20 protein-coding genes are annotated in these 21,347 nt (G+C 72.4%); 8 read left to right on the top strand and 12 right to left on the bottom strand.

The genetic code is table 11. The features are described from left to right. The first annotated feature begins 130 nt into the window (after nucleotides 1-130). Nucleotides 131-2,776: a TIM-barrel domain-containing protein gene (locus tag ACVHNB_RS12865; RefSeq protein ID WP_456228107.1), complete on the top strand. Its 2,646-nt coding sequence runs from the start codon at nucleotides 131-133 to the stop codon at nucleotides 2,774-2,776. Nucleotides 2,777-2,830: 54 nt separating this feature from the next. Here the strand turns inward: ACVHNB_RS12865 and ACVHNB_RS12860 are convergent, their stop codons facing one another. Next, nucleotides 2,831-3,568 carry an SDR family oxidoreductase gene (locus tag ACVHNB_RS12860; RefSeq protein ID WP_428951180.1) on the bottom strand — a complete coding sequence of 246 codons (738 nt, stop codon included), beginning with the start codon at nucleotides 3,566-3,568 and terminating at the stop codon, nucleotides 2,831-2,833. A gap of 229 nt (nucleotides 3,569-3,797) precedes the next feature. Between ACVHNB_RS12860 and ACVHNB_RS12855 the strand changes: the two genes are divergently transcribed. Next, nucleotides 3,798-4,607, top strand: a complete 810-nt coding sequence (locus ACVHNB_RS12855) for an SDR family NAD(P)-dependent oxidoreductase (RefSeq protein ID WP_428957478.1) — start codon at nucleotides 3,798-3,800, stop codon at nucleotides 4,605-4,607. A gap of 89 nt (nucleotides 4,608-4,696) precedes the next feature. On the opposite strand, the gene ACVHNB_RS12850 is transcribed toward ACVHNB_RS12855, so the two are convergent. After that, the gene (locus tag ACVHNB_RS12850) at nucleotides 4,697-5,689 is read right to left on the bottom strand and encodes an acyl-CoA dehydrogenase family protein (RefSeq protein ID WP_456228106.1); all 993 of its coding nucleotides are present in this window, start codon (nucleotides 5,687-5,689) and stop codon (nucleotides 4,697-4,699) included. After that, nucleotides 5,689-6,843 carry an acyl-CoA dehydrogenase family protein gene (locus ACVHNB_RS12845; RefSeq protein WP_456228105.1) on the bottom strand — a complete coding sequence of 385 codons (1,155 nt, stop codon included), beginning with the start codon at nucleotides 6,841-6,843 and terminating at the stop codon, nucleotides 5,689-5,691. Before ACVHNB_RS12845 ends, ACVHNB_RS12850 begins: the two co-directional genes overlap by 1 nt. 173 nt (nucleotides 6,844-7,016) lie before the next feature. On the opposite strand from ACVHNB_RS12845, the gene ACVHNB_RS12840 reads away from it, so the two are divergent. From ACVHNB_RS12840 to ACVHNB_RS12830, 3 genes are read left to right on the top strand one after another with little or no spacing between them, the layout of a single operon-like run. Beyond that, the gene (locus ACVHNB_RS12840; RefSeq protein ID WP_428951184.1) at nucleotides 7,017-7,802 is read left to right on the top strand and encodes an SDR family oxidoreductase; all 786 of its coding nucleotides are present in this window, start codon (nucleotides 7,017-7,019) and stop codon (nucleotides 7,800-7,802) included. After that, nucleotides 7,795-8,409, top strand: a complete 615-nt coding sequence (locus ACVHNB_RS12835; RefSeq protein WP_456228104.1) for a TetR/AcrR family transcriptional regulator — start codon at nucleotides 7,795-7,797, stop codon at nucleotides 8,407-8,409. The genes ACVHNB_RS12840 and ACVHNB_RS12835 overlap by 8 nt, the downstream gene beginning before the upstream one ends. Before the next feature lie 2 nt (nucleotides 8,410-8,411). Next, complete coding sequence (locus ACVHNB_RS12830; RefSeq protein WP_456228103.1) at nucleotides 8,412-9,569, top strand: acetyl-CoA C-acetyltransferase; 1,158 nt, start codon at nucleotides 8,412-8,414, stop codon at nucleotides 9,567-9,569. 48 nt (nucleotides 9,570-9,617) lie between these two features. Here ACVHNB_RS12830 and ACVHNB_RS12825 read toward each other — a convergent pair whose 3' ends face one another. From ACVHNB_RS12825 to ACVHNB_RS12800, 6 genes are all read right to left on the bottom strand, one after another. Continuing rightward, a complete protein-coding gene (locus tag ACVHNB_RS12825) occupies nucleotides 9,618-10,607 on the bottom strand; it encodes an NAD(P)H-dependent flavin oxidoreductase (protein WP_428957479.1) in 990 nt (329 codons plus the stop codon). An 86-nt stretch (nucleotides 10,608-10,693) separates the two neighbouring features. After that, the gene (locus ACVHNB_RS12820) at nucleotides 10,694-11,455 is read right to left on the bottom strand and encodes a CoA-transferase subunit beta (RefSeq protein ID WP_456228102.1); all 762 of its coding nucleotides are present in this window, start codon (nucleotides 11,453-11,455) and stop codon (nucleotides 10,694-10,696) included. After that, nucleotides 11,452-12,315, bottom strand: coding sequence for a CoA transferase subunit A (locus ACVHNB_RS12815; protein WP_428951188.1), 864 nt, complete (start codon nucleotides 12,313-12,315; stop codon nucleotides 11,452-11,454). Before ACVHNB_RS12815 ends, ACVHNB_RS12820 begins: the two co-directional genes overlap by 4 nt. Then, nucleotides 12,312-13,079 (bottom strand): enoyl-CoA hydratase family protein, encoded by a 768-nt coding sequence (locus ACVHNB_RS12810; RefSeq protein ID WP_456228101.1) that lies wholly within the window; start codon nucleotides 13,077-13,079, stop codon nucleotides 12,312-12,314. The genes ACVHNB_RS12815 and ACVHNB_RS12810 overlap by 4 nt, the downstream gene beginning before the upstream one ends. Nucleotides 13,080-13,232: 153 nt before the next feature. Further along, the gene (gene qcrB / locus ACVHNB_RS12805) at nucleotides 13,233-14,900 is read right to left on the bottom strand and encodes a cytochrome bc1 complex cytochrome b subunit (protein WP_428951191.1); all 1,668 of its coding nucleotides are present in this window, start codon (nucleotides 14,898-14,900) and stop codon (nucleotides 13,233-13,235) included. A gap of 199 nt (nucleotides 14,901-15,099) precedes the next feature. Next, nucleotides 15,100-15,819: a FadR/GntR family transcriptional regulator gene (locus ACVHNB_RS12800; RefSeq protein ID WP_428951193.1), complete on the bottom strand. Its 720-nt coding sequence runs from the start codon at nucleotides 15,817-15,819 to the stop codon at nucleotides 15,100-15,102. 231 nt (nucleotides 15,820-16,050) lie between these two features. On the opposite strand from ACVHNB_RS12800, the gene ACVHNB_RS12795 reads away from it, so the two are divergent. Both ACVHNB_RS12795 and ACVHNB_RS12790 read left to right on the top strand, forming a co-directional pair. Further along, on the top strand, nucleotides 16,051-17,229 hold the full coding sequence (locus ACVHNB_RS12795) for a CynX/NimT family MFS transporter (RefSeq protein WP_456228100.1): 1,179 nt from the start codon (nucleotides 16,051-16,053) through the stop codon (nucleotides 17,227-17,229). Nucleotides 17,230-17,452: 223 nt separating this feature from the next. Then, complete coding sequence (locus tag ACVHNB_RS12790; protein WP_456228099.1) at nucleotides 17,453-18,988, top strand: hypothetical protein; 1,536 nt, start codon at nucleotides 17,453-17,455, stop codon at nucleotides 18,986-18,988. A 12-nt stretch (nucleotides 18,989-19,000) separates the two neighbouring features. On the opposite strand, the gene ACVHNB_RS12785 is transcribed toward ACVHNB_RS12790, so the two are convergent. The 3 genes from ACVHNB_RS12785 to ACVHNB_RS12775 all read right to left on the bottom strand — a co-directional run bounded on the left by ACVHNB_RS12785 (nucleotide 19,001) and on the right by ACVHNB_RS12775 (nucleotide 20,730). Beyond that, nucleotides 19,001-19,528, bottom strand: a complete 528-nt coding sequence (locus ACVHNB_RS12785) for a hypothetical protein (protein ID WP_428951196.1) — start codon at nucleotides 19,526-19,528, stop codon at nucleotides 19,001-19,003. Nucleotides 19,529-19,599: 71 nt separating this feature from the next. Next, nucleotides 19,600-20,196, bottom strand: a complete 597-nt coding sequence (locus tag ACVHNB_RS12780) for an MBL fold metallo-hydrolase (RefSeq protein WP_456228098.1) — start codon at nucleotides 20,194-20,196, stop codon at nucleotides 19,600-19,602. Nucleotides 20,197-20,361: 165 nt separating this feature from the next. Then, the gene (locus ACVHNB_RS12775; RefSeq protein WP_428951199.1) at nucleotides 20,362-20,730 is read right to left on the bottom strand and encodes a winged helix-turn-helix transcriptional regulator; all 369 of its coding nucleotides are present in this window, start codon (nucleotides 20,728-20,730) and stop codon (nucleotides 20,362-20,364) included. A 103-nt stretch (nucleotides 20,731-20,833) separates the two neighbouring features. On the opposite strand from ACVHNB_RS12775, the gene ACVHNB_RS12770 reads away from it, so the two are divergent. Next, entirely contained in the window at nucleotides 20,834-21,199 is a 366-nt protein-coding gene (locus ACVHNB_RS12770; protein WP_428951200.1) for a DoxX family protein, read from the top strand. The last annotated feature ends 148 nt before the right edge of the window (nucleotides 21,200-21,347 follow it).

Raw genomic sequence — 21,347 nt, 5'->3', positions numbered from 1 at the left:
TCCGCGGATCGACCCGACCGTTGACATGAACCTGCGAGAGGCGGGATCTTCGTGCGTGAACATGCACGCAGGATCCGAGTTTCAAGCAGAAGTAAACAACAGACGGTCGTTCTGAGCGGAGACGCACCCCATGCGACAACTGCACCAACGACAGCCGCACCGAAGAGCGCGCGGCCGGGCCGCCCTGACCACGACGGCCCTCGCCGCGGCCCTCCTCGCCGTCCCCGCGCAGCACGCGGGCGCGGCCACGCCCGGCAGCGGCACCCTCGACGCCGGCCACAAGAGCGTCACGTGGCAGAGCCCCACGTACGCGGCGGGCACGGTCGACGATCCCAAGAAGTGCCCGTCGGCCGCGGACGATCCGGAGGGGAGGACATGCGACCGCTTCGACCTCACGGTGTCGGTCCCGGACGGATACTGGGACGACAACCCCGAGGGCGGTGTGCCAATCTCGATCGAGTGGGCGAAGCAGCCCAGTGACGACTTCGACATGTACGTCTACGACGACGCGGACAAGCAGGTCGCGTCCAGCGCGGGCACGGCCGACCCCGAGGCGACCGTCATCCCGAAGGCCGACGGCACGTACCACGTGGTCGTCGTGCCCTACGACGTGCACGACAACTCCTTCGTCGGCAAGGCCTACCTGCCCGAGACGACGGACGCCGGGAACCTCACGTCCTTCGAGGGCGACCACGGCAGTTACCGCATCGGCGCGGGCGATCTGAAGGCGAGAGCCGACTTCCTGAAGGGCGGCGGGCTGCGCCTGCAGGCCGATCCGACGGGCACGTTCACCGATCCGGCCGGCACGCAGATCGTCCGCGAGAAGCCCGCGCCCGACCGGCACACGTCGTCTTTCGACGCGGGCGCCTACTACGGGATCCGCACGTCACAGGCGGTCCTGCGCGTCTACAAGAAACCGTTGCGCTTCGGCCTCTACAAGGCGGACGACAAGACGCGCATCTGGCAGGAGGACAAGCCGCTGCGCTGGTCCACGGGCGGGATGCGGCAGAGCCTGGAGCGCGGCGAGGACGAGCAGTTCTTCGGCGGCGGCGAACAGAACGGCAGCTTCTCCCACCGCGACAAGACGGTCCACGTCGCCAACAACACGAACTGGAACGAGGGCGGCTACAACAACTCGCAGCCGTTCTACCTCTCCTCGGCCGGTTACGGCGTCTACCGGAACACCTTCGCGCCGGGCGTCTACGACTTCGGCGCGTCGGTCCACACGGGCCAGCAGGAACGCCGCCTCGACGCCTACTACTTCCTCGGTGACGCCAAGCACGTCATCGGCGCGTACACCTCACTCGTCGGCAAGCCCTTCATGCCGCCGGTCTACGGCCTCGAACCGGGCGACGCCGACTGCTACCTGCACAACGCCAACCAGGGCGAGCGCCACACGCTCGACTCCCTGAAGGTCGCCGACGGGTACGTGGACAACGAGATGCCGCTCGGCTGGATGCTCGTCAACGACGGCTACGGCTGCGGCTACGAGAACCTCGCCGAGACCGCCAAGGGCCTCCAGGACCGCGGCGCCCAGCTCGGCCTGTGGACGCAGGACGGCATCGACAAGCTCGCCGACCAGGTCAAGGCGGGCCAGCGCGTCGCCAAGCTGGACGTCGCCTGGGTCGGCAACGGCTACGGCATGGCCCTGGACTCCTGCGACAGGGCGAAGGCCGGCATCGAGGACAACAGCGACGCCCGCGGCTTCGTCTGGATGCCGGTGTCGTGGGCGGGCGCCCAGCGCTGCTCGGTCCTGTGGTCCGGCGACCAGAAGCTGTCGTGGGACTTCGTGCGCTGGCAGATCCCGACGTACGCGGGCGCGACGATGTCCGGCATCGCCTACAACACGGGTGACGTGGGCTCGATCTACTCGCACGACGCGAAGATGTACGCCCGCGATCTGCAGGCCAAGACGTTCCTGCCCGCCCTCATGACCATGGACGGCTGGGCGCGGGACCTCACCACCGGCGAGAAGATCAATCAGCAGCCGTGGGTGGACGGGGAGCCGTACACGTCCGTCAACCGCAAGTACCTGCAGCTGCGCGAGCGTCTGCTGCCGTACCTGTACACGCTGGCGAAGCAGGCGTCGGACACCGGCGTCGGCGGCGTACGGCCGCTGTGGCTGGAGTACCCGAAGGACGCGAACACCCTGGGCGCGAACGCCAAGTACGAGTACCTGGCGGGCGACGACTTCCTGGTCGCTCCGGTCTACGAGGACGCGGACACCCGCGACGGCATCTACCTGCCCGAGGGCACGTGGACGGACTACTGGACGGGCAAGCAGTACAAGGGCCCGATGACGCTCGACGGCTACCACGCCCCGATCGACACGCTCCCGCTGTTCGTGAGGTCGGGTGCGATCGTGCCGATGTGGCCCAAGGGCACCACGTCGTGGAAGACCCGCGACAAGGGGCAGCTCGGCTGGGACGTCTACGCCGCGGAGCACGGCCGGAGTTCGTACACGCTCTACGAGGACGACGGGGTGACCCGTGACTTCAAGAAGGGCGCCTCGGCGACGCAGCGCGTGACGGTCGACACCGGCCGGCACGGGTCCGTCATCGAGGTCGGTGCCAGCAAGGGGAGTTACCGGGGCAAGGTGAGCGAGCGCGCGTACACCTTCACCGTCCACGGCGGTGCGGCGCCGGACCGGGTGACGGTGAACGGCCGGGCCCTGTCGGGCGCGGACTGGTCGTTCGACGCGAAGACCGGGGTGACGACGGTGCGCACGGCGGCCCTGCCCACGGACCGTTCCTTCACCGTCCGGCTGCTCGGCTAGCCGGGAGGTGCCCTGCCCCGCGGCTCCGCAGGGGTCGCGGGGCAGCGGCGTCCGTCACCGGCCGGAGTGACCGCCGTCGATCACGAACTCCGCCCCGGTCGCATAGCTCGACTCGTCGCAGAGCAGGAACAGCACCACGCTGGTGATCTCCTCGGGGCGCGCCTGTCGCGGGATCGGCTGGTCGCGCACCGACGCGTGCGCGCGGTCGGCGGCGGCCGTCATGTCGGTCGAGACCATGCCGGGGTGCACGGAGTTGACGCGGATGCCGTACGGGGCGAACTCCTGCGCCGCCGCCTTGCTCATGCCGCGCACGGCCCATTTGGAGGCCACGTAGCCGAGGATGTTCGGGAAGGCGATGATGCCGCCGAGCGAGGAGATGTTGACGATGGCTCCGCCGCCGGCTCGCCTGAGGGACGGCAGGGCGGCCTTCATCCCGAGGAAGACGCCGACCTGGTTGACGTCGACGACCTTGCGGTAGTCGGCCTCGGCGAGGGTCTCGATGGGGTCGACGTGCACGATCCCCGCGTTGTTGACGAGGCCGGTCAGCGGCCCGAAGGTCTCCTCGGCGCGGGCCACGGCCTGCTGCCAGGAGGTCTCGTCCGTCACGTCGAGCGGGACGAACAGGCAGTGCCGCGGGCCGAGTTCGGCGGCGAGGGCCTCGCCCTCCTTGTGCAGTACGTCGCCGATGACGACCCGCGCTCCTTCCGCCGCGAGCCCTCGCGCGTGGACCGCGCCCATGCCGCGTGCGCCGCCGCTGACCAGAACGACCGCGTCCTCGAACCTGCCGCTCATGGTGTGCTCCTCCCGCTGGGGGTGTGGATACCGACGAGTGTGCGACGGCCGGTCGTCGCTGGGCGATGCACGCGTCCGTCCGCGTCGGATCTCGCTCTGCCCCTTTGAAGCGGATGCGGGCACAATCGCGCGCGACCATCCACGGACGGAAGGGCAGCCGATGTCACCGGAACCCCTGGAATCGCTGGCCCCCTTGGAGCCGGCAGAGCCGGCAGAGCCGACGCAGCCGATGGGCCTGACGCAGACGGCGCGGCCGCCGGCCGCCGGGCCGGTCGGCGATCTGACGGGCCGGGTCGCGCTGATCACGGGCGGTGCGCGCGGCATGGGTGAGGCCGAGGCCCGGCTGCTGGCCGCGCGCGGCGCACGCGTCGTCCTCGGCGACGTCCTGCACGAGGAGGGCCGGGCCGTCGCCGCCTCGCTCGGTGCGGACACGGCGCGGTTCGTGGCGCTCGACGTGTCGGACGCGGCGGCGTGGGACACGGCCGTCGAGGAGGCCGTCGCCGCCTTCGGGCGGCTCGACATCCTCGTCAACAACGCGGCGATCTACACCACTTCACCGATCGTCGACGAGGATCCGGAGCAGCTGGAGCGGATCCTGCGGATCAATCTGGCCGGCCCGTTCCTCGGCATCCGGGCCGCGGCGCCCGTGATGCGGCGCACCGCGGGCGGCGGTTCGATCGTGAACATCTCCTCGCAGGCCGGGATGCAGGGCATCTGGGGGCACGGCGCGTACGGGGCGGCCAAGTGGGGCCTGCGCGGCCTGACGAAGACGGCGGCGCTCGAACTCGGCCGGGACGGCATCCGCGTCAACTCGGTGCACCCGGGCGCCATCGCGACCCCGATGATCGCTCATGTCGAGGGCAGGGCCCATCCGGCCGCGCCGCTCGGCCGGGTCGGCGAACCGGAGGAGGTGGCCCGACTGGTGGCGTTCCTCGCTTCCGCCGAGTCGTCGTACCTCACCGGCGCCGAACTCACCGTGGACGGCGGGGCGTCGGCGGGCCGCATGCCGGCCCTGGACCGGCGGGACGGGACGGCGTGAGCGAGAGTGCCCCCCTCGTCGCGTTCGCGGAGGGGCCGCGCCCGGTGGTCACCCGGCGCGGCCCCTCCGTGCCGCCTGTTCACCACCTGTCATCCGGCGGCGAGCACTTCGGCCCGGCACTCCCCCGGCGTCCCCCACGCGTCGCGCAGCGCGCGGGCCTTCGTGAGCCACAGGCTCAGGTCGAACTCGGCGGTGTAGCCGAGCGCGCCGTGGAGCTGGAGCGCGGTGCGGGCCGCCGTGTACGCGGCCTCGCCCGCGGCCACCTTGGCGGCGGCCAGGTCCGCGGGGCGCGCCGTCAGGGCCGCGCCGAAGACCAGCGGGCGGGCGAACTCCACGGCGATCAGGGTGTCGGCGAGCCGGTGCTTGACCGCCTGGAAGGCTCCGATCGGGGTCCCGAACTGGGTGCGCTGCTTCACGTAGGCGACCGTCCGGTCGAGCAGGGCCCGGGCGACGCCGAGGGCCTGCGCGGCGGTGGCGAGGCGGGCGAGCGCGGCGGCGTGCAGGGCCGCTTGGCGGACGGACTCCCCCTCGGCCAGGACGTCGCCGCCGGGCAGCGGCTCCGCGTACCGGCGGGCCGCGTCGAGGCCGGGGCGCACCGTGCCGTGCCCGGGGGCCGCCCGCACCGTCCAGGGCGGGGCATCGCCGCGCTCCACCGCCCACAGCACGTCCGCCGCGTCCGGGTCCACCACGTACGGACCGGTGTCCGGAAGGCTCAGCGTGGCCAGGGTCTCGCCGGTGAGCAGGCCGTCCAGGACGGCCTTCCCGTCGCTGCCCGCGCGCGCGAGGCCCGCGGCCAGTGAGGCCACCGCCACGGTCTCCGCGTACGGGCCGGGTACGGCGTGCCGTCCCAACTGCTCGAAGGCCACGGCCAGTTCGACAGGCATCTCCCCGAGGCCGTCGAACTCCTCGGGGACGGCGAGCGTGAACAGGCCGGTGTCCGCGACGCGGCGCCACAGCGCCCGGCCCGGGGACGGGTCGCCCGCGGCCCACGCGCGCGCCGCCGCCGGGACGTCCGCCGCACCGAGCAGGGCGTCGAGGGTGCGGCCGAACTCCCGCTGCTCGGCGTCGAGGAGGAAACGCATCAGCGCCGTCCCTTCGGCAGGCCGAGCAGCCGCTCGGCGATGATGTCCCGCTGGATCTCGTTCGTCCCGGCGTAGATCGGCCCCGCGAGGGAGAAGACATAGCCTTCCGCCCAGCCGCCGTCCGCCAGCAGCCCCTCCGCGCCGTCGAGTTCGAGGGCCGTCTCGTGCAGGGCCACGTCGTACTCGGACCAGAAGACCTTGTTGAGGCTGGACTCCGCGCCGATGTCCTGGCCGTCGAGGGCGCGCGAGGCGTGGGTCCAGGTGAACAGTTCGTAGGCGCGGGCGCCGATCACGGCGTCGGCGACGCGGTCGCGCAGCGCGGTGCCGGCCGGGTCGGCCCGGTCGGCGACGGTCCGCCACTGCCGTGCCAGCCGTTCGGCGCTCGCCAGGAACCGGCCCGGCGAGCGCAGGGTGAGGCCGCGCTCGCTGCCGGTCGCCGACATGGCGATGCGCCAGCCCTGTCCGGGCTCGCCGATGATGTCGGCGTCGGGCACGAACACGTCGTCGAGGAAGAGCTCCGCGAAGGCCGGTTTGCCGTCGAGGCGCGGGATCGGCCGCACGGTGACGCCCGGTGCCCGCAGGTCGAACATCAGGTAAGTCAGTCCCCGGTGCGGCCGGTCCGCGTCGGGGTCGCTGCGGAAGAGACCGAAGGCGCGGTCGGCGAACGCGGCCCGGGACGACCACGTCTTCTGCCCGTTCAGCAGCCAGCCCCCCGTCACGCGGCGGGCCGTGGAGCGCAGGGACGCCAGGTCGGAGCCCGACTCCGGCTCGGACCAGGCCTGCGCCCAGACGACCTCGCCGCTCGCCATGGGCGGCAGGATGCGGGCGCGCTGCTCGTCGGTGCCGTGGTCGAAGAGGGTGGGGGCGAGGAGGTTGATGCCGTTCTGCGTGACCCGGCCGGGCGCCCCGGCCGCGTAGTACGCCTCCTCGAAGAGCAGCCACCGTACGAGGCCGGCGTCCCGCCCTCCGTACCGCTCGGGCCAGGAGACGACGGACCAGCGGTCGGCGGCCAGTTCGCGCTCCCACGCGCGGTGGGCGGCGAAGCCCTCCTCGGTCTCCAGGGAGGGCAGGGGCCGGTCCGGTACGTGCGCGGCGAGCCAGGCGCGCGCCCGGTCCTGGAACGCGGCGTCCTCGGAATCGATCGTCAGGTCCATCAGACGCGCGCCTCCCGCTTCGTCCGGGCCACGTGCCGGACGACGTCCTCGCCCTCGATGCTGGTCATGCGGCAACTCCCCTTCCCTAACAAGTGTTTGGTAGATTAGCCTCCGGGTCGGACATCCGTCGAGATCCCGCCCGGCCCTCCCGAGGAGCCCTAGGAGGTACGCGCATGAGCACGCCGCCGCCGTACGAGCCCGGTCACCAGCTGCTCGCCGGGCGCACCGCCGTGATCACCGCGGCGGCCGGGGCGGGCATCGGCGGTGCTACCGCCCGCCGCTTCCTGGAGGAGGGCGCCCGCATCGTCGTGGGGGACGCGCACGCGCGGCGCACGGCCGAGACCGTGGAGGCCCTGGGCAAGGAGTTCGGCGCCGACCGGGTGGCGGGCACGCCGTGCGACGTCACCGACGAGGAGCAGGTGCGGGAGCTGTTCGCGCTGGCCGAGCGGGAGCACGGCGGCCTGGACATCGTCGTGAACAACGCGGGCCTGGGCGGCACCGCCGAGCTGACCGAGATGACCGACGACCAGTGGGCGAAGGTCATCGACGTGACACTCACCGGCACGTTCCGCTGCACACGCACGGCGCTGCGGCTGATGAAGGCGGCCGGCCGGGGCGGGGTCGTCGTGAACAACGCCTCCGTGCTCGGCTGGCGGGCGCAGGCCGGGCAGGCGCACTACGCCGCCGCCAAGGCCGGGGTGATGGCGCTGACCCGCTGCGCGTCCGTCGAGGCGGCGCCGCACGGCATCCGGGTCAACGCGGTCTCCCCCAGCCTCGCCATGCATCCGCACCTGGTGAAGGTGACCTCGCCGGAGCTGCTGGCGGAGCTGACGTCGCGCGAGGCGTTCGGCCGCTACGCCGAGCCGTGGGAGGTGGCCAACGTGATCGTGTTCCTGGCCAGCGGCTACTCCTCGTATCTGACGGGCGAGGTGCTCTCCGTCAGCGACCGGCATGCCTGAGCGGGCCGCCCGCCGCGCCGAACTGCTCGCCGTGGCGGCGGACGTCTTCGCCGAGCTCGGCTACAGCGCCACCACCGTCCGCGTCATCGCCGAACGCGCGGGGCTGCTCGCGGGCAGCCTCTACTACCACTTCGACTCGAAGGAGTCGATGCTGGAGGAGATCCTGCGGTCGTTCCTCGACGCGCTGTGGTCCGGGTACGACACCGTCCTCGGCGACGCCGCCCTCGGGCCGCGCGAGACACTGCGGGCCCTGGTCACGGAGTCGTTCCGGGAGATCGACCGGCACGGCCCCGCGGTCGCCGTCTTCCAGAAGGAGGCCCGGCAGCTGGCGGCGCAGGACCGCTTCGCCTTCCTCACCGACGCGCAGCGGGGCTTCGAGGACGCCTGGCGCACGACGCTGGAACGGGGGGTCACCGAGGGCGCGTTCCGCCCCGACCTCGATGTCCGCCTCGCCTACCGCTTCCTGCGCGACACCGTGTGGGTGGCCGCGTCCTGGTACCGGCCGGGCGGCCGGCACACGGCGGACGCCATCGCGGGCCAGTACCTGTCGATGGTCCTCGACGGCATCTCCGTCCGCGCCACCATCCCTACCGCTAGGAGGAGTTGACCATGCCCGAGGCTTACATAGTGGACGCCGTGCGCACCCCGGTGGGCCGGCGCAGGGGCGGCCTGGCCGGTGTGCACCCCGCCGATCTCGGTGCGCACGTGCTCAAGGCGCTGATGGCGCGCACCGGGGTGGATCCGGCCGCCGTCGAGGACGTCGTGTTCGGCTGCCTCGACACGGTCGGGCCGCAGGCCGGTGACATCGCGCGCACCGCCTGGCTCGCGGCCGGGCTGCCCGAGGAGGTGCCGGGCGTCACGATCGACCGGCAGTGCGGCTCCTCCCAGCAGGCGGTGCACTTCGCGGCACAGGGCGTGCTGTCGGGCACGCAGGACGTGGTGGTCGCGGGCGGCACGCAGAACATGTCGCTGATCCCGATCGCGTTCGCCTCGCGGCAGGCGGCCGAGCCGCTGGGGCTGACGGAGGGCCCGTACGCGGGCAGCGAGGGCTGGCGGGCCCGCTACGGCGACCGGCCCGTGAACCAGTTCCACGGCGCGCAGCTGATCGCCGACAAGTGGGGCATCTCGCGGACCGCGATGGAGGAGTGGGCCCTTCAGTCGCATCAGCGGGCCATCCGGGCGATCGACGAGGGGCGTTTCGCGCGGGAGACGGTCGCGTACGGCGACGTCACCGTCGACGAGGGGCCGCGCCGGGACACGACCCTGGAGAAGATGGCGACGCTGGCCCCGGTCGTGCCGGGCGGCACCATCACGGCGGCGTGCTCCTCGCAGGTGTCGGACGGGGCGGCCGCGATGCTCCTCGCGTCCGAACGGGCCGTGCGCGAGCACGGGCTGACGCCGCGCGCCCGGGTCCATCACCTCTCCGTGCGCGGCGAGGACCCGATCCGGATGCTGTCGGCGCCGATCCCCGCGACGGCGTACGCGCTGAAGAAGACCGGCATGTCGCTCGACGACATCGACCTGGTGGAGATCAACGAGGCGTTCGCGCCGGTGGTCCTGTCCTGGCTGAAGGAGACCGGCGCAGACCCCGCGAAGGTCAATGTCAACGGCGGCGCCATCGCCCTCGGCCATCCGCTCGGCGCGACCGGGGTGAAGCTGATGACGACGCTGCTGCACGAACTGGAGCGCACGGGCGGCCGGTTCGGGCTGCAGACGATGTGCGAGGGCGGCGGTCAGGCGAATGTGACGATCATCGAGCGCCTGTAGGCCGTGGGGGTGGGCCCGCGGGCCCACCCCGTCCGGTCCCGCGCGCGCCTACAGCTTCCGCAGCCGGTCCAGGGTCTCCTGCGCCTCGGTGAGGATCCGGTCCACCAGTTCCTGGCACGACGGCAGGTCCTCGATGAGACCCGCCACCTGGCCGGAGGCCATCACGCCGCCGCTCGGATCGCCGTCCACCATCGCGGACTTGAGCATCATCGGCGTATTGGCGGCGAGCAGCACCTGGCTCCAGGTCAGGTCCTTGCCGTGCTTCATCGCGAGACCGTCGCGCACCATCCGGGACCAGCCGAGGCCGGACACCTTGCGGAACGCGGCCGCGTGCCGCACCGCGCGCAGCAGGGCGGCGGGCCGGCCCGCGCGTTCGAGTCCGGCGACGAGTTCGCTGCGCAGCATGCGGTGCGGCAGCCCGTCGACGGCCGTGGTGACGGTGACGTCCTTGACGCCCGCGGCGAGGTAGCGGGCCTTCACGGCGTCGGGCACGGTCGAGTCGGAGGTGAGCAGGAAGCGGGTGCCCATGGCGATGCCGGCGGCCCCGTGGGCGAGGGCCGCCACCAGGCCGCGCCCGTCGCGGAAGCCGCCCGCGGCGATCACGGGGATGTCGACGGCGTCGACCACCTGCGGCAGCAGTACGGTCGTCGCCACGTCGCCGGTGTGGCCGCCGCCCTCGCCGCCCTGGACGACGACCGCGTCCGCGCCCCACGCGGCGACCTTCTCGGCGTGCCGGCGCGCCCCGATGGAGGGGATGACGACGACGCCCGCGTCCTTCAGCTCGGCGATCAGTTCGCGCGAGGGCGCGAGCGCGAACGACGCCACCCTCACGCCCTCGTCGACGATGATCCGGACGCGGTCGCGCGCGTCGCCCGCGTCGGCCCGCAGATTGACCCCGAAGGGCTGGTCGGTGCGTTCCTTCACCTCTCTTACGGCGGACCGGAGTCGGTCGACGGTCATCGTGGCGGAGGCGAGCACGCCGAGCGCCCCGGCGTTCGCGGACGCCGACACGAGCCGGGGCCCGGCGACCCAGCCCATACCGGTCTGCACGATCGGGTGCCGGACACCGGTGAGTTCGGTCAGCGCCGTCCCGAACACCGGGCCCGGCGGCGCGGCCTCGCCGGTCACGCGGGGACCTCGCGGTGCCGCAGCGCCTTGGGGTCCAGCTCCTCGCGGATCAGCCGGAGTTCGTCGCCGGTCGGCTCGCGGGTGTACGGCACCTCGTCGGGCAGCACCAGCTCGAAGCCCGTCGCCTCGCGCACCTCCTCCACGGTGACCCCGGGGTGCAGCGAGGCGAGCCGCATCGCGTGGTCCGGGGTGTCGAAGTCCAGCACGGCGAGGTTCGTGACGACGCGCGGCAGGTGGTGGAAGCGCGTCGCGGACGGCCCGGCCGCGGCGGCGTTGTCGTAGCCGACGCCGCTCACCATGTCGACCTTGTCCACGAAGACCCGCCGGGAGTGCTTGGGCACCCAGTAACTCGTCGGATTGTTCAGGGTGTTGACCGGAGCGCCGCGCACGCCGAGCAGTTGGCGGGCGGGCTGCTGCCAGTCCCCGATGCAGGAGATGTTCTGGTTGCCGAACCGGTCGAGCTGGCTCGCGCCCATCATCACGTGCCGGCCGCCGCGCGTGACGAACTCCAGGTGCTGGCGGTAGGGCAGCCAGCCCTCGCGCTCGCCGTCCGGGCCGATGAGCATGGCCTCGCCGTCCGTCATCAGCAGCCCGGGCGCGAACGTGCGACGGGCGAGCCGCGCTCCGATGCCGGGGATCAGGCCCATGGGGCTGGCGAGCGTCTCCCCGCTGCCGCGCCAGGCCTCGGCGCAGGCGATGACGCAGTAGTCGGCGCGGGTCACGACCCCGGCCGCGACGTCGTCCGTCGTGGTGGTCATCGGGTGCTCCCGCCTTCCTGTTCCTGCCGCCAGGCCTCGACCGCGGCCCGGTACGCCGTCTCGTCCCCGTCGAGGAAGCGCGCCCGCAGCTCCTCGAACGGCGTGCTCGCGTACAGCTTCTGGAACGCCTCGTCGCGTCCGTAGTCGGGCGCGCAGGACGTGAAGTGCGCCCCGTGCGGGGTCTCGACGACGCCGGTGACCCGGTGCCGCTTGATCAGCAGCGACTGCGGGGGCCCGCCCTTGGCGAGTTCGGCGCCGCCGACGATCCGCTCGCAGGAGACGTACGCCGCGTCGGCCGCCTCGCAGAACAGGTCGTCGAAGTACGGGTCGGGCCCCAGGTACTGCCCGTTGCCGGTGCGGTCGGCGCGGTTGACGTGGACGAGCGCCGCGTCCAGGCGCAGCGCGGGCATCGCGACGAACGTCTCCCCGTCGTCGTACGGCGAGGTGACCGTCCGCAGACCGGGGTTGACGCGCATGACGTCCGATCCGATGCCGGCCCGCACCGGCAGGAACGGCAGCCGGTTCGCGGCGGCGCGCAGGCCCCACATGAACATGGCCTCGTCGACCTCCATCAGCTCGATGCGGCCCTGCTCGCGCGCCGCGCGGAAGTGCGGCTCCAGGGGGATCGAGTCGAGGGTGGCGAAGGGTGCCACCACCTTGCGGAGCTTCCCCGCTGCGGCCAGCAGGCCCACGTCCGGGCCGCCGTAGGAGACGACGGTGAGGTCGGTGATGTCGCTGCGCAGCAGGGCCCGCACCAGCGCCATGGGTTTGCGGCGTGAACCCCAGCCGCCGATGCCGATCGTCATGCCGCTGCGCAGCCGCGCGACGACGTCCTCGGGGCTCATCGTCTTGTCGGTCATGGCCGGTCGTCCTCCTGTCCGAACGTGTCGCGGACCCGGTCGGCGACGCCGCTGAGGTTGGCCTCGAAGGTGAAGCCCTGCTCGAAGCGGTAGCTGCGGCGTACGTCGACGGGGTCGATGCCGTTGATGGCGGCTTTGGCGAGCCGCAGCAGAGAGCCGTCCTTGCGGGCGATCTCCGCCGCCAACTCCATCGCTTCGAAGCGCAGTTGTTCGCGCGGCACGACCTTCCACACCGAGCCGTGCGCGTGCAGCTCGGCGGCGGTCGCGGTGCGCGAGGTGTAGTAGAGGGCGCGCATCAGGTGCTGCGGGACCAGGCGGGCCAGGTGGGTGGCGGCGCCGAGCGCGCCCCGGTCCAGCTCGGGCAGGCCGAACGTGGCGTCGTCGCTCGCCACGATCGCGTCGGCGTTCCCGACGAGCCCGATCCCGCCGCCGAGGCAGAAGCCCTGCACGGCGGCGACGACGGGCACCTCGCACTCGTAGACCGCGGCGAACGCCTCGGCGCAGCCGCGGTTCGCACCGATCAGCGCCGCATGACCGCTGTCGCGCTGCATCTCCTTGATGTCGACGCCCGCGTTGAAGCCGCGGCCGGACGCAGTGAGGACGACGCAGCGCACGTCGGGGTCGCGGCCGGCCGCGCGCAGCGTGTCCGCGAGGTCGTACCAGCCCTGCACGGGCAGGGCGTTGACCGGCGGGTGGTCGACGTCGACGACAGCGATCGCCTTGTCAGCCGACGGGCCTTCCGCGTACGAGAGGGAGACAGGCATCAGCGCCTCCGCCACCTTCCTACCTAACGTTTGTTAGTCAACGAGAAGGTAGCAGCGATGGGCGACCGGGAACAGACGCTCTCGCGGCGGGGTGCGGACATGACGGAGCCGGGCGCGCGCCCGTGGCGTGCGCCCGGCTCCGTCACCCGAGGGTCAGTGTGCCGACGGGTCCCGCTCGGACTCGTGCCATCCGGCGTGCAGCGCCCGGTACTCCTCGGCGGTCGCCTTCGGCACGTAAGTCCCCGGCCCGTACATGGCTTTGGCGAGGCGGGCACGCACCCGCTGGCGCACGGTGAACTTCCGGGCCACCCCGTTCTCGTCGACGCTCGGCCCCAACTCGTAGGCCTGGGGCTGCTCATGGGCGTTCAGGGTGTACAACTCGGCGCGCGTGAGCGGCTCGTGGACCTCGATGTACTCGCCGTGCGGAAGCCGTTTGATCATGCCGGACTCGCGGCCGTGCAAGGCCTTGTCGCGGTCGCGGTGCTGCAGCCCGTTGCAGATCCGCTTGGTGACGATGAACGCGAGGACCGGGGCGACGAAGAAACTGATACGTACGAACCAGGTGATGGCGTTGATGGACAGGCGCAGATGAGTGGCCACGATGTCGTTGCCGCCCCCGATCAGCAGGACCGCGTACAGAGCCAGCCAGGCCACGCCGAGTCCGGTGCGGACCGGGTGGTTGCGCGGACGCTGGGCCGTGTGGTGCTCGCGCTTGTCGCCGGTGACCCAGGCCTCCAGGAACGGATACACCGCGATCAGGACCATGACCAGCGGGAACAGCGAGAACGGGATGAAGACGCCCAACTGCAGCGTGTGGCCCCAGGCGTTGATCTCCCATCCCGGCATGACGCGGATCAGCCCCTCGGAGAAGCCGAGGTACCAGTCGGGCTGGGCGCCGGTCGTGACCAGGTCCGTCCGGTAGGGCCCGAAGGCCCAGACGGGATTGATGGTCGCGATCGCACCCATGGCCGCCAGCACACCGAAGACCAGGAAGAAGAAACCGCCCGCCTTGGCCACGTAGATCGGGAAGAACGGGGCGCCGATCACCTTCTTCTCGCTGCGGCCCGGGCCCGCGAACTGGGTGTGCTTGTGGTAGAAGACCAGGATCAGATGGGCCACGACGAGGCCCAGCATGATGCCCGGCAGCAGCAGGATGTGGATCGGGTAGAGCCGTGCGATGAAGTCGTCCCCCGGGAACTCGCCGCCGAAGAGGAAGAACGACAGATACGTCCCGACGACCGGCACCGACAGGATGGCGCCCTGCGCGAAGCGCAGGCCCGTGCCGGAGAGCAGGTCGTCGGGGAGCGAGTAGCCGGTGAGCCCGGTGACGATGCCGAGCATCAACAGGGTCCAGCCGAACAGCCAGTTGACCTCGCGGGGCTTGCGGAACGCGCCCGTGAAGAAGATCCGCATCATGTGCGCGAGCATCGCGGCGACGAAGACCAGCGCGGCCCAGTGGTGGATCTGCCGGATGAGCAGCCCGCCCCGCACCTCCATGCTGATGTCGACCGTCGACTCGTACGCCCGGGTCATGATGATGCCCTTGAGCGGTTCGTAGGAGCCGTTGTAGACGACCTCGGAGGTACTGGGGTCGAAGAAGAGGGTCAGATAGACGCCGGTGAGGATCAGGATGAGGAAGCTGTAGAGGCAGATCTCGCCGAACATGAAGGACCAGTGGTCCGGAAAGACCTTGCGCATCTGGGACTTGGCGAGCTGGTAGATCCCGAGCCGGCCGTCGGCCCAGTCGGCCAGGCGTTCGCCGCCGCCCGGGGGGTTCGCTCGTCGACCGCCGTCGTGGGTGCGCTCGATGTCATCGCTCATGCGACTCCCCCTCGAAGCCCGTTGAGGCACAGTCAGGGTAGAGCGCGCCCGGGCGCCGCCGACAGGGGTCGACGCGGAGGCGGTCCGCGCTGCCGGATGCCGCCGGGACCCAGGGTGCCGGTGGTGCCCGTGTCCCGGATTGTCCGCACACCGTGGACGAACTACGGCTGGACGTCGGCCTGTTGAGGAGTCGGAGACCTCACGCCCCGTGCGCCCCGTCGGCTTCGCCCCGCTCCGCCATCCGCTCCATGGCCGCCTCGACGGTCTGCGTGTGCGCCCAGGCCGCCTTGGTGGCCGCCTCCGGGTCACGGCGCGCGATCGCCTCGGCCAGATCGTCGTGGGCGGAGGCACCGGGCAGCTCGGGCGTCCAGCTCGGCCGCAGGGACTCGATGCTCTGCCGCACCGAGGCGGTGATGCTCTCGTACAGCTCGGTCATCAGCGGATTGCCGCTCGCGGCGACCACCGCCCGGTGGAACTCCAGGTCCCGGTCGACGTACGCGGCCGGGTCACCGCTCTCGTCCGCCCGGCGCCGCGCGAGCAGCGCGGACAGGATGCGGGCCAGGTCGTCCTCGCCGCGGTGCACGGCGGCGGCGGGCGCCGCCTCCCGCTCCAGTGCCAGGCGCACTTGCAGGACATGCTTCAACTCGGCCCGCCGCAAGCGGCGTTGGAGCGCGGCATTGAGGTCGCTGGCCGCCCGTACGTACGTCCCGTCGCCGCGGCGCGCCTCCAGCAGCCCGGTGTGGCACAGCGCCCGGACGGCCTCGCGCACCGTGTTGCGCCCCACGCCGAACGCCTCGACGAGCTGCCCCTCCGCCGGGATCCGGTCCCCGACCGCCCACTCGCCGCTCTCGATGCTCCGCTCGATCCGCCCGATGGTCCGCTGGACCAGGGTGGCGCCGGACTGTGCTGCTTCGGGCAAGGCGGTGGCCTCTCTCGTACGGACACGGCGGACGCGATCAGCATCCCCCACGGCCAAATATCCCACATCTGCGCACGCCATCACACCCCTTTTCTCCTGTTACGCCCCTATCTATCGCGCTTATCGAGCGAAACATGGGATGTTACGTTGGTTCGCATGCCGCACAGTGCCGACCCCCCGACCACCGCTCAGCCCGCCGCTCGGCCCGCCTCCCGGAGCGCGTACCGGACCATGCCTTCGCAGACCGCGGGCGGGCTCCTTGCCGCGGGCGTCCTTCTCATCGCCATGAATCTGCGCCCCGGTGTCGTCGCCGTCTCCCCCGAGCTCGACGCGATACGCCGCTCCACCGGGCTCAGCGGCTCGCTCGCGGGGCTGCTCACGACGCTGCCGATCCTCTGCTTCGGGCTCCTGGCCCCCTTCGCGGCGAAACTGGCCCGGCGGATCGGCATGACGCGGGCGCTCGGCGCGATGATGGCCCTGCTCACGGCGGGCATCGCGGTGCGGCTCGCGCCCGGGCTGCCCGCGCTCTTCGCGGGCACGGTCCTGCTCGGCGCGGCGATCTCCCTCTCGAACGTCCTCGTGCCCAGCGTCATCAAGCGCCACTTCCACCACCGCACGGGCCTGATGATGGGCCTGTACTCCGTGGCCCTGTTCTGCGGCGCGGCCCTCGCGGCCGGGGTGACGGTGCCGCTCGGCGACGCGCTCGGGCTCGGCTGGCGCGGGGCGATCGGCGTCTGGGCGGTGCTCTCGGCGCTCGCGTTCCTGCTCTGGCTGCCGCAGCTGCGCCGCGCGGACACCCCGGCCGCCGGGACCGGGGACGCGGCCGCCGCCCGCACCCCGCTGCGCCGGTCCCCGCTCGCCTGGCAGATCACGCTCCTCATGGGACTGCAGTCCCTGGAGTACTACGCGTGCGCGGCCTGGATCCCCGCGATGCTCACCGACCAGGGCATGTCCAGCACACAGGCCGGCTGGATGCTGTCCCTGATGAGCCTCGTCGGCATCGCCGGCTCGCTCGCCTTCACGGCGCTCGTCGGCCGGGCCGGCAACCAGGTCCCGTTCGCGCTCACCGGCACGGCGCTCTTCCTCGTCTCCCTCATCGGCCTGATCGTGGCGCCGGTCGGCGGCGCCTACGCCTGGATGCTGATGCAGGGCTTCGGCTCCGGCCTGCTCATCAGCACGGCTCTCGCGGTGATCGTGCTGCGCTCCCCCGACGCGGCCCGCGCCGCCGAGATGTCCGGCATGGCCCAGGGCGTCGGCTATCTGCTCGCCGCCGCGGGCCCCTTCCTGCTCGGCGCGCTGCACGACGCGACGGGCGGCTGGACGGTGCCCCTGGTCCTGCTCGCGGTGCTGTGCGTGCCGATGGGGATCGCGGGGGTGGGCGCCGGGCGGGCGCGGCAGTTGTCGGCGTGACGCCCCGTCCCCGCGTTGGCCGGAACGCCCAGGCCTTTGCGGGGCCCCCGGGCCGGGGGAGATAGGCTTTCGCGGCCGGTGGTCCGCAGGGGACCGCACGCGGCACAAGTGAATGCGCACTGGTTCGATCCGGGGGTCTGCCGATGATGTTCGACGTGGGGGCGAGGATGACTGGTCCGCTGGTGCCGATGCGGGCTGCGGCCCGGCCGCCGCGGTGAACCCCGTGCAGAGCGACGGCGAGAGCGTGCCCCCGGACCACGCCAAGTCCCCCCTGCCCGTACGCCGTCCCGACGAGGACCGCCCCAACCCGGGGAACCTCCGCCCGGACCCAGCGGCGGCCCCGCACATCGGCACGACACCGAGGCCGCTCCCGGTCCAGCCCCAGCCGACGCACGAGCCCAACGACACCGTGCCGGCACCCCAAGTCGACACCACGCCCAGGCCACTTCCGGTCCAGCCCCAGCCGACACAGGGGCCCACCGACGCCGTGCCGGCGCCGCACATCGACACCACACCCCGGCCCCTCCCGGGCCAGCCCCGTCCAGCACAGGACCTCACCGACGCCCCACCGGCACCCCACGTCGACACGACACCGCGGCCCCTCCCGGGCCAACCCCAGCCGCCGCAGAACCTCGACGACTCCGTGCCCGTGCCCCACATCGACACCACACCCCGGCCGCTCCCGGGCCAGCCCCGACCGACGCCGGGCCCCGAGGACACCGCACGCATGCCCGCCATGACTCCCCCGCCCCTGCCGGCCGCGCCGCCCGCTCCGACGGCGCCCGTCCCGACGGCAAGCGCGGCGCCGGTCGTGCGTCCGCGGCCCGGGATCGCGTTCCCCGCGCCCGAGCCGGTGCTCACCCTCGACCCGCGGCTCACGCAGGCCACCGGCAAGCCGCAGCACGGCGACTCGGTGGCGCGGCGCTCCGGGCAGTCGTTGCGGCGGCTCGCGCTGCCGTCGGACCGGGCCGGTGGCGAAGAGGCGCGCTGGGTAAGGGAGTTGCAGTACCCGGTGACCACGGGCCGGGTCGTCGCCGTGACCTCCATCCGGGGCGGCGTCGGCAAGACCACCACCGCCGCACTCGTCGCCCGCACGCTCCAGCGCGTCCGGCAGGACCCGGTGCTCGCCCTGGAGGCGGACGCCGCGCTCGGCACGCTGGCGGTGCGGCTCGGCGCCCAGTCGGTGCGCTGGTCGTGCACCGAACTGGCCCGGATCCTGAAGCCGTCGATGCACCTGCTCGACATCACCGGGTACCTGGTGCCGCTCCCCGACGGCGGCTGGCTGCTGCCCGCGAGCCAGGGCCGGGTCGGGCCCCCGCTCGACGTCCCCACCTACCGCACCGTCACCCTCGCGCTGCGCCGCCACTTCGCGATGACCGTCGTCGACTGCGAGACGCTGCCGGGCGACGTGGCGCGTACGGCCATGGACACGGCGCACGCCCGGATCGTCGTCGCCCCGATGACGGCGGAGGGCGTGGGCGGCACCCGCGTCGTGCTGGACTGGCTCGCCGGACTGCCGCACTCCACGCTGCCGTCCACCGTCGTGGCGCTCACGTCCGGTTCACCGGACCAGAACCTCGACCTGACCACCGCCACCGCGCATCTGCGCGAGACGGGGGTCGGCGTCGTCCATCTGCCCTACGACCGTCACCTCGCCGCGGGCGGCCCGATCCGCACGGAGCTGCTCGCCTCGGCCACCCGCCGTGCCGCCGCGCAGCTCGCGGCCGAGGCGGTGCAGCGGGCGGTCCGGGTCCCGTGACGCGGGGCGCGCTCAGCAGCCCTGTGCGACGGGCTCGATGGTGACTTTGGCGCGCGGGTCCGCTCCGTCGACCTTCTGGTAGGTCGCGGGGCGGACGCGGTACCAGACGTCGTCCTTGCCGGACTTCCCGTTCACGTCGTCGAGCCGGACGCACCAGCGTTCCTGCCGTACGACGCGCGTGTACTTCTCGGTGCCCCGGCGCACTCGCGCGCAGTCCTGGTGCTTCTCGGTGGAGTACCAGGTCCGGGTGCGGCCCTTGCTGCGCCGGGTGTGCTTGACCTTGCGGGTGTCGGTCTCGCACTTCTTGACCAGGTGCGGCCGGGTGCCCGTGGCGGTCCTGCGGGTGACGTGCCGTACGGCGTCCCGGAGTCCGACGACCTCGGCCGGCCCGTTCTCGTGCCCGCTCGCGTGGGAGCTCTCGCTCTTCCCCGTCCCGCCGTGCGCCGACGCCTGCCGGTCCTCGCCACCGCCGCAGGCCGCGAGCGCGGCCACGAGCATCATCGTGAGCCCGGCGAGTGCCGGACGCCGCTTCCAGGACATAGCTCCTCTTCGTGTACCTGCCATCAGGAACCGGCAGCGTAGCCGATCATGGCCGGTGCTCCGATGGCCGGTCAGAAGGATTCCCCGGGCCGCAGATACCGGTAGTCGGTGTCGGTGTCCCGGGCCAGCCAGCCGTTGACGCTGCTGAGTCCGCGTTCGTTGATCTGCGCGTCGTGCACGGCGAACGCCCGCCGCGGACCGACCGCGTTGACGAAGTCGATCGCCTGCGCCGTGCTCAGCCACGAGCCCTGGACCGGGACGAGGAGCGTCTCCACCGGTTCCTCGGGGACGTGCAGCGCGTCGCCCGGGTGGTAGACGGCCGCGTCGACGACATAGCCGAGGTTCGCGCAGTCCGGCTGTCCGCCGTGGACGGTCGCGTGCCGGCCGCCGACCGCCCGCACGCGGAAGCCGGCGGCGGTGAACTCCGCCCCGGTGGCCACCCGTTGCACCTCGAGGCCCGGGATGTCGGCGTCGGCCGGGGCGTGCACCGGCACACCGAGCGCCCGCAGGCGCAGGACGTCGATGTGGTCCGCGTGCTCGTGCGTCACCAGCACGGCGTCCGCGTCGCTCAGGGCGCGCGGCTCGCTCCAGATCCCGGGGTCGACGACCAGCACGCGCCCCTCGTGTTCGAGCCGTACACAGGCATGGGTGTACTTCGTGATCCGCATGACCAGGGAACGTAGCGCCCGACAAGCCTCCCCGGGCGCCCGTCCGCCCGCTCCGGGCCGGGCCGACCGCCCCCGCACCACCGGCGACCGCCGTCGACCTGCGGCTCCCGGCCGCCCGCCGGTCCGACCCCGCGCCGCGTTCGTGGGCGAGGTTCCGCGCGCCGTCTAGGTCCCGTACGCGGCTCTGCTCGCCTGGATCTGCGCGTTGTGCTCGATGGCCCACCCCGCGAGGGCCAGGGCGGGCGGGATGAGGCTCTCCCCCATGGGCGTGAGCGCGTACTCGACGCGCGGCGGGACCTCCGCGTAGGCGGTGCGGGAGACGAGGCCGTCCCGTTCGAGGTTGCGCAGGGTCAGGGTGAGCATGCGCTGCGAGATGCCGGGGACGTGCCGCTGCAGTTCGGTGAAGCGCATCCGCTTCTCCTCGAGCGTGGCCACGATCAGCAGCGTCCACTTGTCGCAGATCCGGTCCAGGACCGCGCGGATCGCCCGGCCCCCGTCGCCCCGGATCATGCAGGTGTGTTCGTACTCCTCCACGACAGCTCCTTGTACGTAGCGCACATCCGTGTGCCTTTTGTAGGCCCCCCGACGGTCACTCATGATGAGGCAACTTACGGTTCGTAACCATCGGAGGTCCCCCATGCACGTCGCGTACTGGATCGTCGCCGCGCTGCTGGCCCTGTTCTACGCCTACGGAGGCGGCAAGAAGGTGCTGCAGAGCCAGGAGCGGTTGCGGCCCATGATGGCGTGGGTCGACCAGGTGCCGATGCCGTACGTCAGGGCCATCGGCGTGCTGGAGGTGCTCGGCGCGCTCGGCCTGGTCCTGCCGCCGCTGACGGGCATAGCGGTCGGCCTCGCCGTGGCGGCCGCGGTCGGCCTGGTGCTGGTGCAGATCGGTGGCCTGGCGCTGCATCTGTCGCGCGGCGAGGTCAAGGTGATCGGGCTGAACATCGCCCTCCTGCTGCTGGCGGCGGTGGCCGCGTGGCTGGCGACCGGCTGGCTCTGAGCGCGAGGGCCGGCCCGGCACGGCGGCCCGGACGGTAATCAACTGCCGCTTCTGGCAAGCGACTTGATAAGCAATCCATGACCGTTCGCCGACGCGGGATGTCATGATGAGGCGATCACGGATCACAGATCGCCGGCCGTCCGTCCGA

It is taken from the genome of Streptomyces sp. YJ-C3 (assembly GCF_053891275.1).
Note: the sequence above shows the minus strand (reverse complement) of the source record. Positions and strands in the feature narration are given on the sequence as shown.

Bases quoted from the DNA above. Each gene is read 5' to 3' on its own strand.
- ACVHNB_RS12865 (WP_456228107.1), top strand. From the start codon at position 131: ATGCGACAACTGCACCAACGACAGCCGCACCGAAGAGCGCGCGGCCGG.
- ACVHNB_RS12860 (WP_428951180.1), bottom strand. From the start codon at position 3,568: ATGAGCGGCAGGTTCGAGGACGCGGTCGTTCTGGTCAGCGGCGGCGCA.
- ACVHNB_RS12855 (WP_428957478.1), top strand. From the start codon at position 3,798: ATGGGCCTGACGCAGACGGCGCGGCCGCCGGCCGCCGGGCCGGTCGGC.
- ACVHNB_RS12850 (WP_456228106.1), bottom strand. From the start codon at position 5,689: ATGCGTTTCCTCCTCGACGCCGAGCAGCGGGAGTTCGGCCGCACCCTC.
- ACVHNB_RS12845 (WP_456228105.1), bottom strand. From the start codon at position 6,843: ATGGACCTGACGATCGATTCCGAGGACGCCGCGTTCCAGGACCGGGCG.
- ACVHNB_RS12840 (WP_428951184.1), top strand. From the start codon at position 7,017: ATGAGCACGCCGCCGCCGTACGAGCCCGGTCACCAGCTGCTCGCCGGG.
- ACVHNB_RS12835 (WP_456228104.1), top strand. From the start codon at position 7,795: ATGCCTGAGCGGGCCGCCCGCCGCGCCGAACTGCTCGCCGTGGCGGCG.
- ACVHNB_RS12830 (WP_456228103.1), top strand. From the start codon at position 8,412: ATGCCCGAGGCTTACATAGTGGACGCCGTGCGCACCCCGGTGGGCCGG.
- ACVHNB_RS12825 (WP_428957479.1), bottom strand. From the start codon at position 10,607: ATGGGCTGGGTCGCCGGGCCCCGGCTCGTGTCGGCGTCCGCGAACGCC.
- ACVHNB_RS12820 (WP_456228102.1), bottom strand. From the start codon at position 11,455: ATGACCACCACGACGGACGACGTCGCGGCCGGGGTCGTGACCCGCGCC.
- ACVHNB_RS12815 (WP_428951188.1), bottom strand. From the start codon at position 12,315: ATGACCGACAAGACGATGAGCCCCGAGGACGTCGTCGCGCGGCTGCGC.
- ACVHNB_RS12810 (WP_456228101.1), bottom strand. From the start codon at position 13,079: ATGCCTGTCTCCCTCTCGTACGCGGAAGGCCCGTCGGCTGACAAGGCG.
- qcrB (WP_428951191.1), bottom strand. From the start codon at position 14,900: ATGAGCGATGACATCGAGCGCACCCACGACGGCGGTCGACGAGCGAAC.
- ACVHNB_RS12795 (WP_456228100.1), top strand. From the start codon at position 16,051: ATGCCTTCGCAGACCGCGGGCGGGCTCCTTGCCGCGGGCGTCCTTCTC.
- ACVHNB_RS12785 (WP_428951196.1), bottom strand. From the start codon at position 19,528: ATGTCCTGGAAGCGGCGTCCGGCACTCGCCGGGCTCACGATGATGCTC.
- ACVHNB_RS12780 (WP_456228098.1), bottom strand. From the start codon at position 20,196: ATGCGGATCACGAAGTACACCCATGCCTGTGTACGGCTCGAACACGAG.
- ACVHNB_RS12770 (WP_428951200.1), top strand. From the start codon at position 20,834: ATGCACGTCGCGTACTGGATCGTCGCCGCGCTGCTGGCCCTGTTCTAC.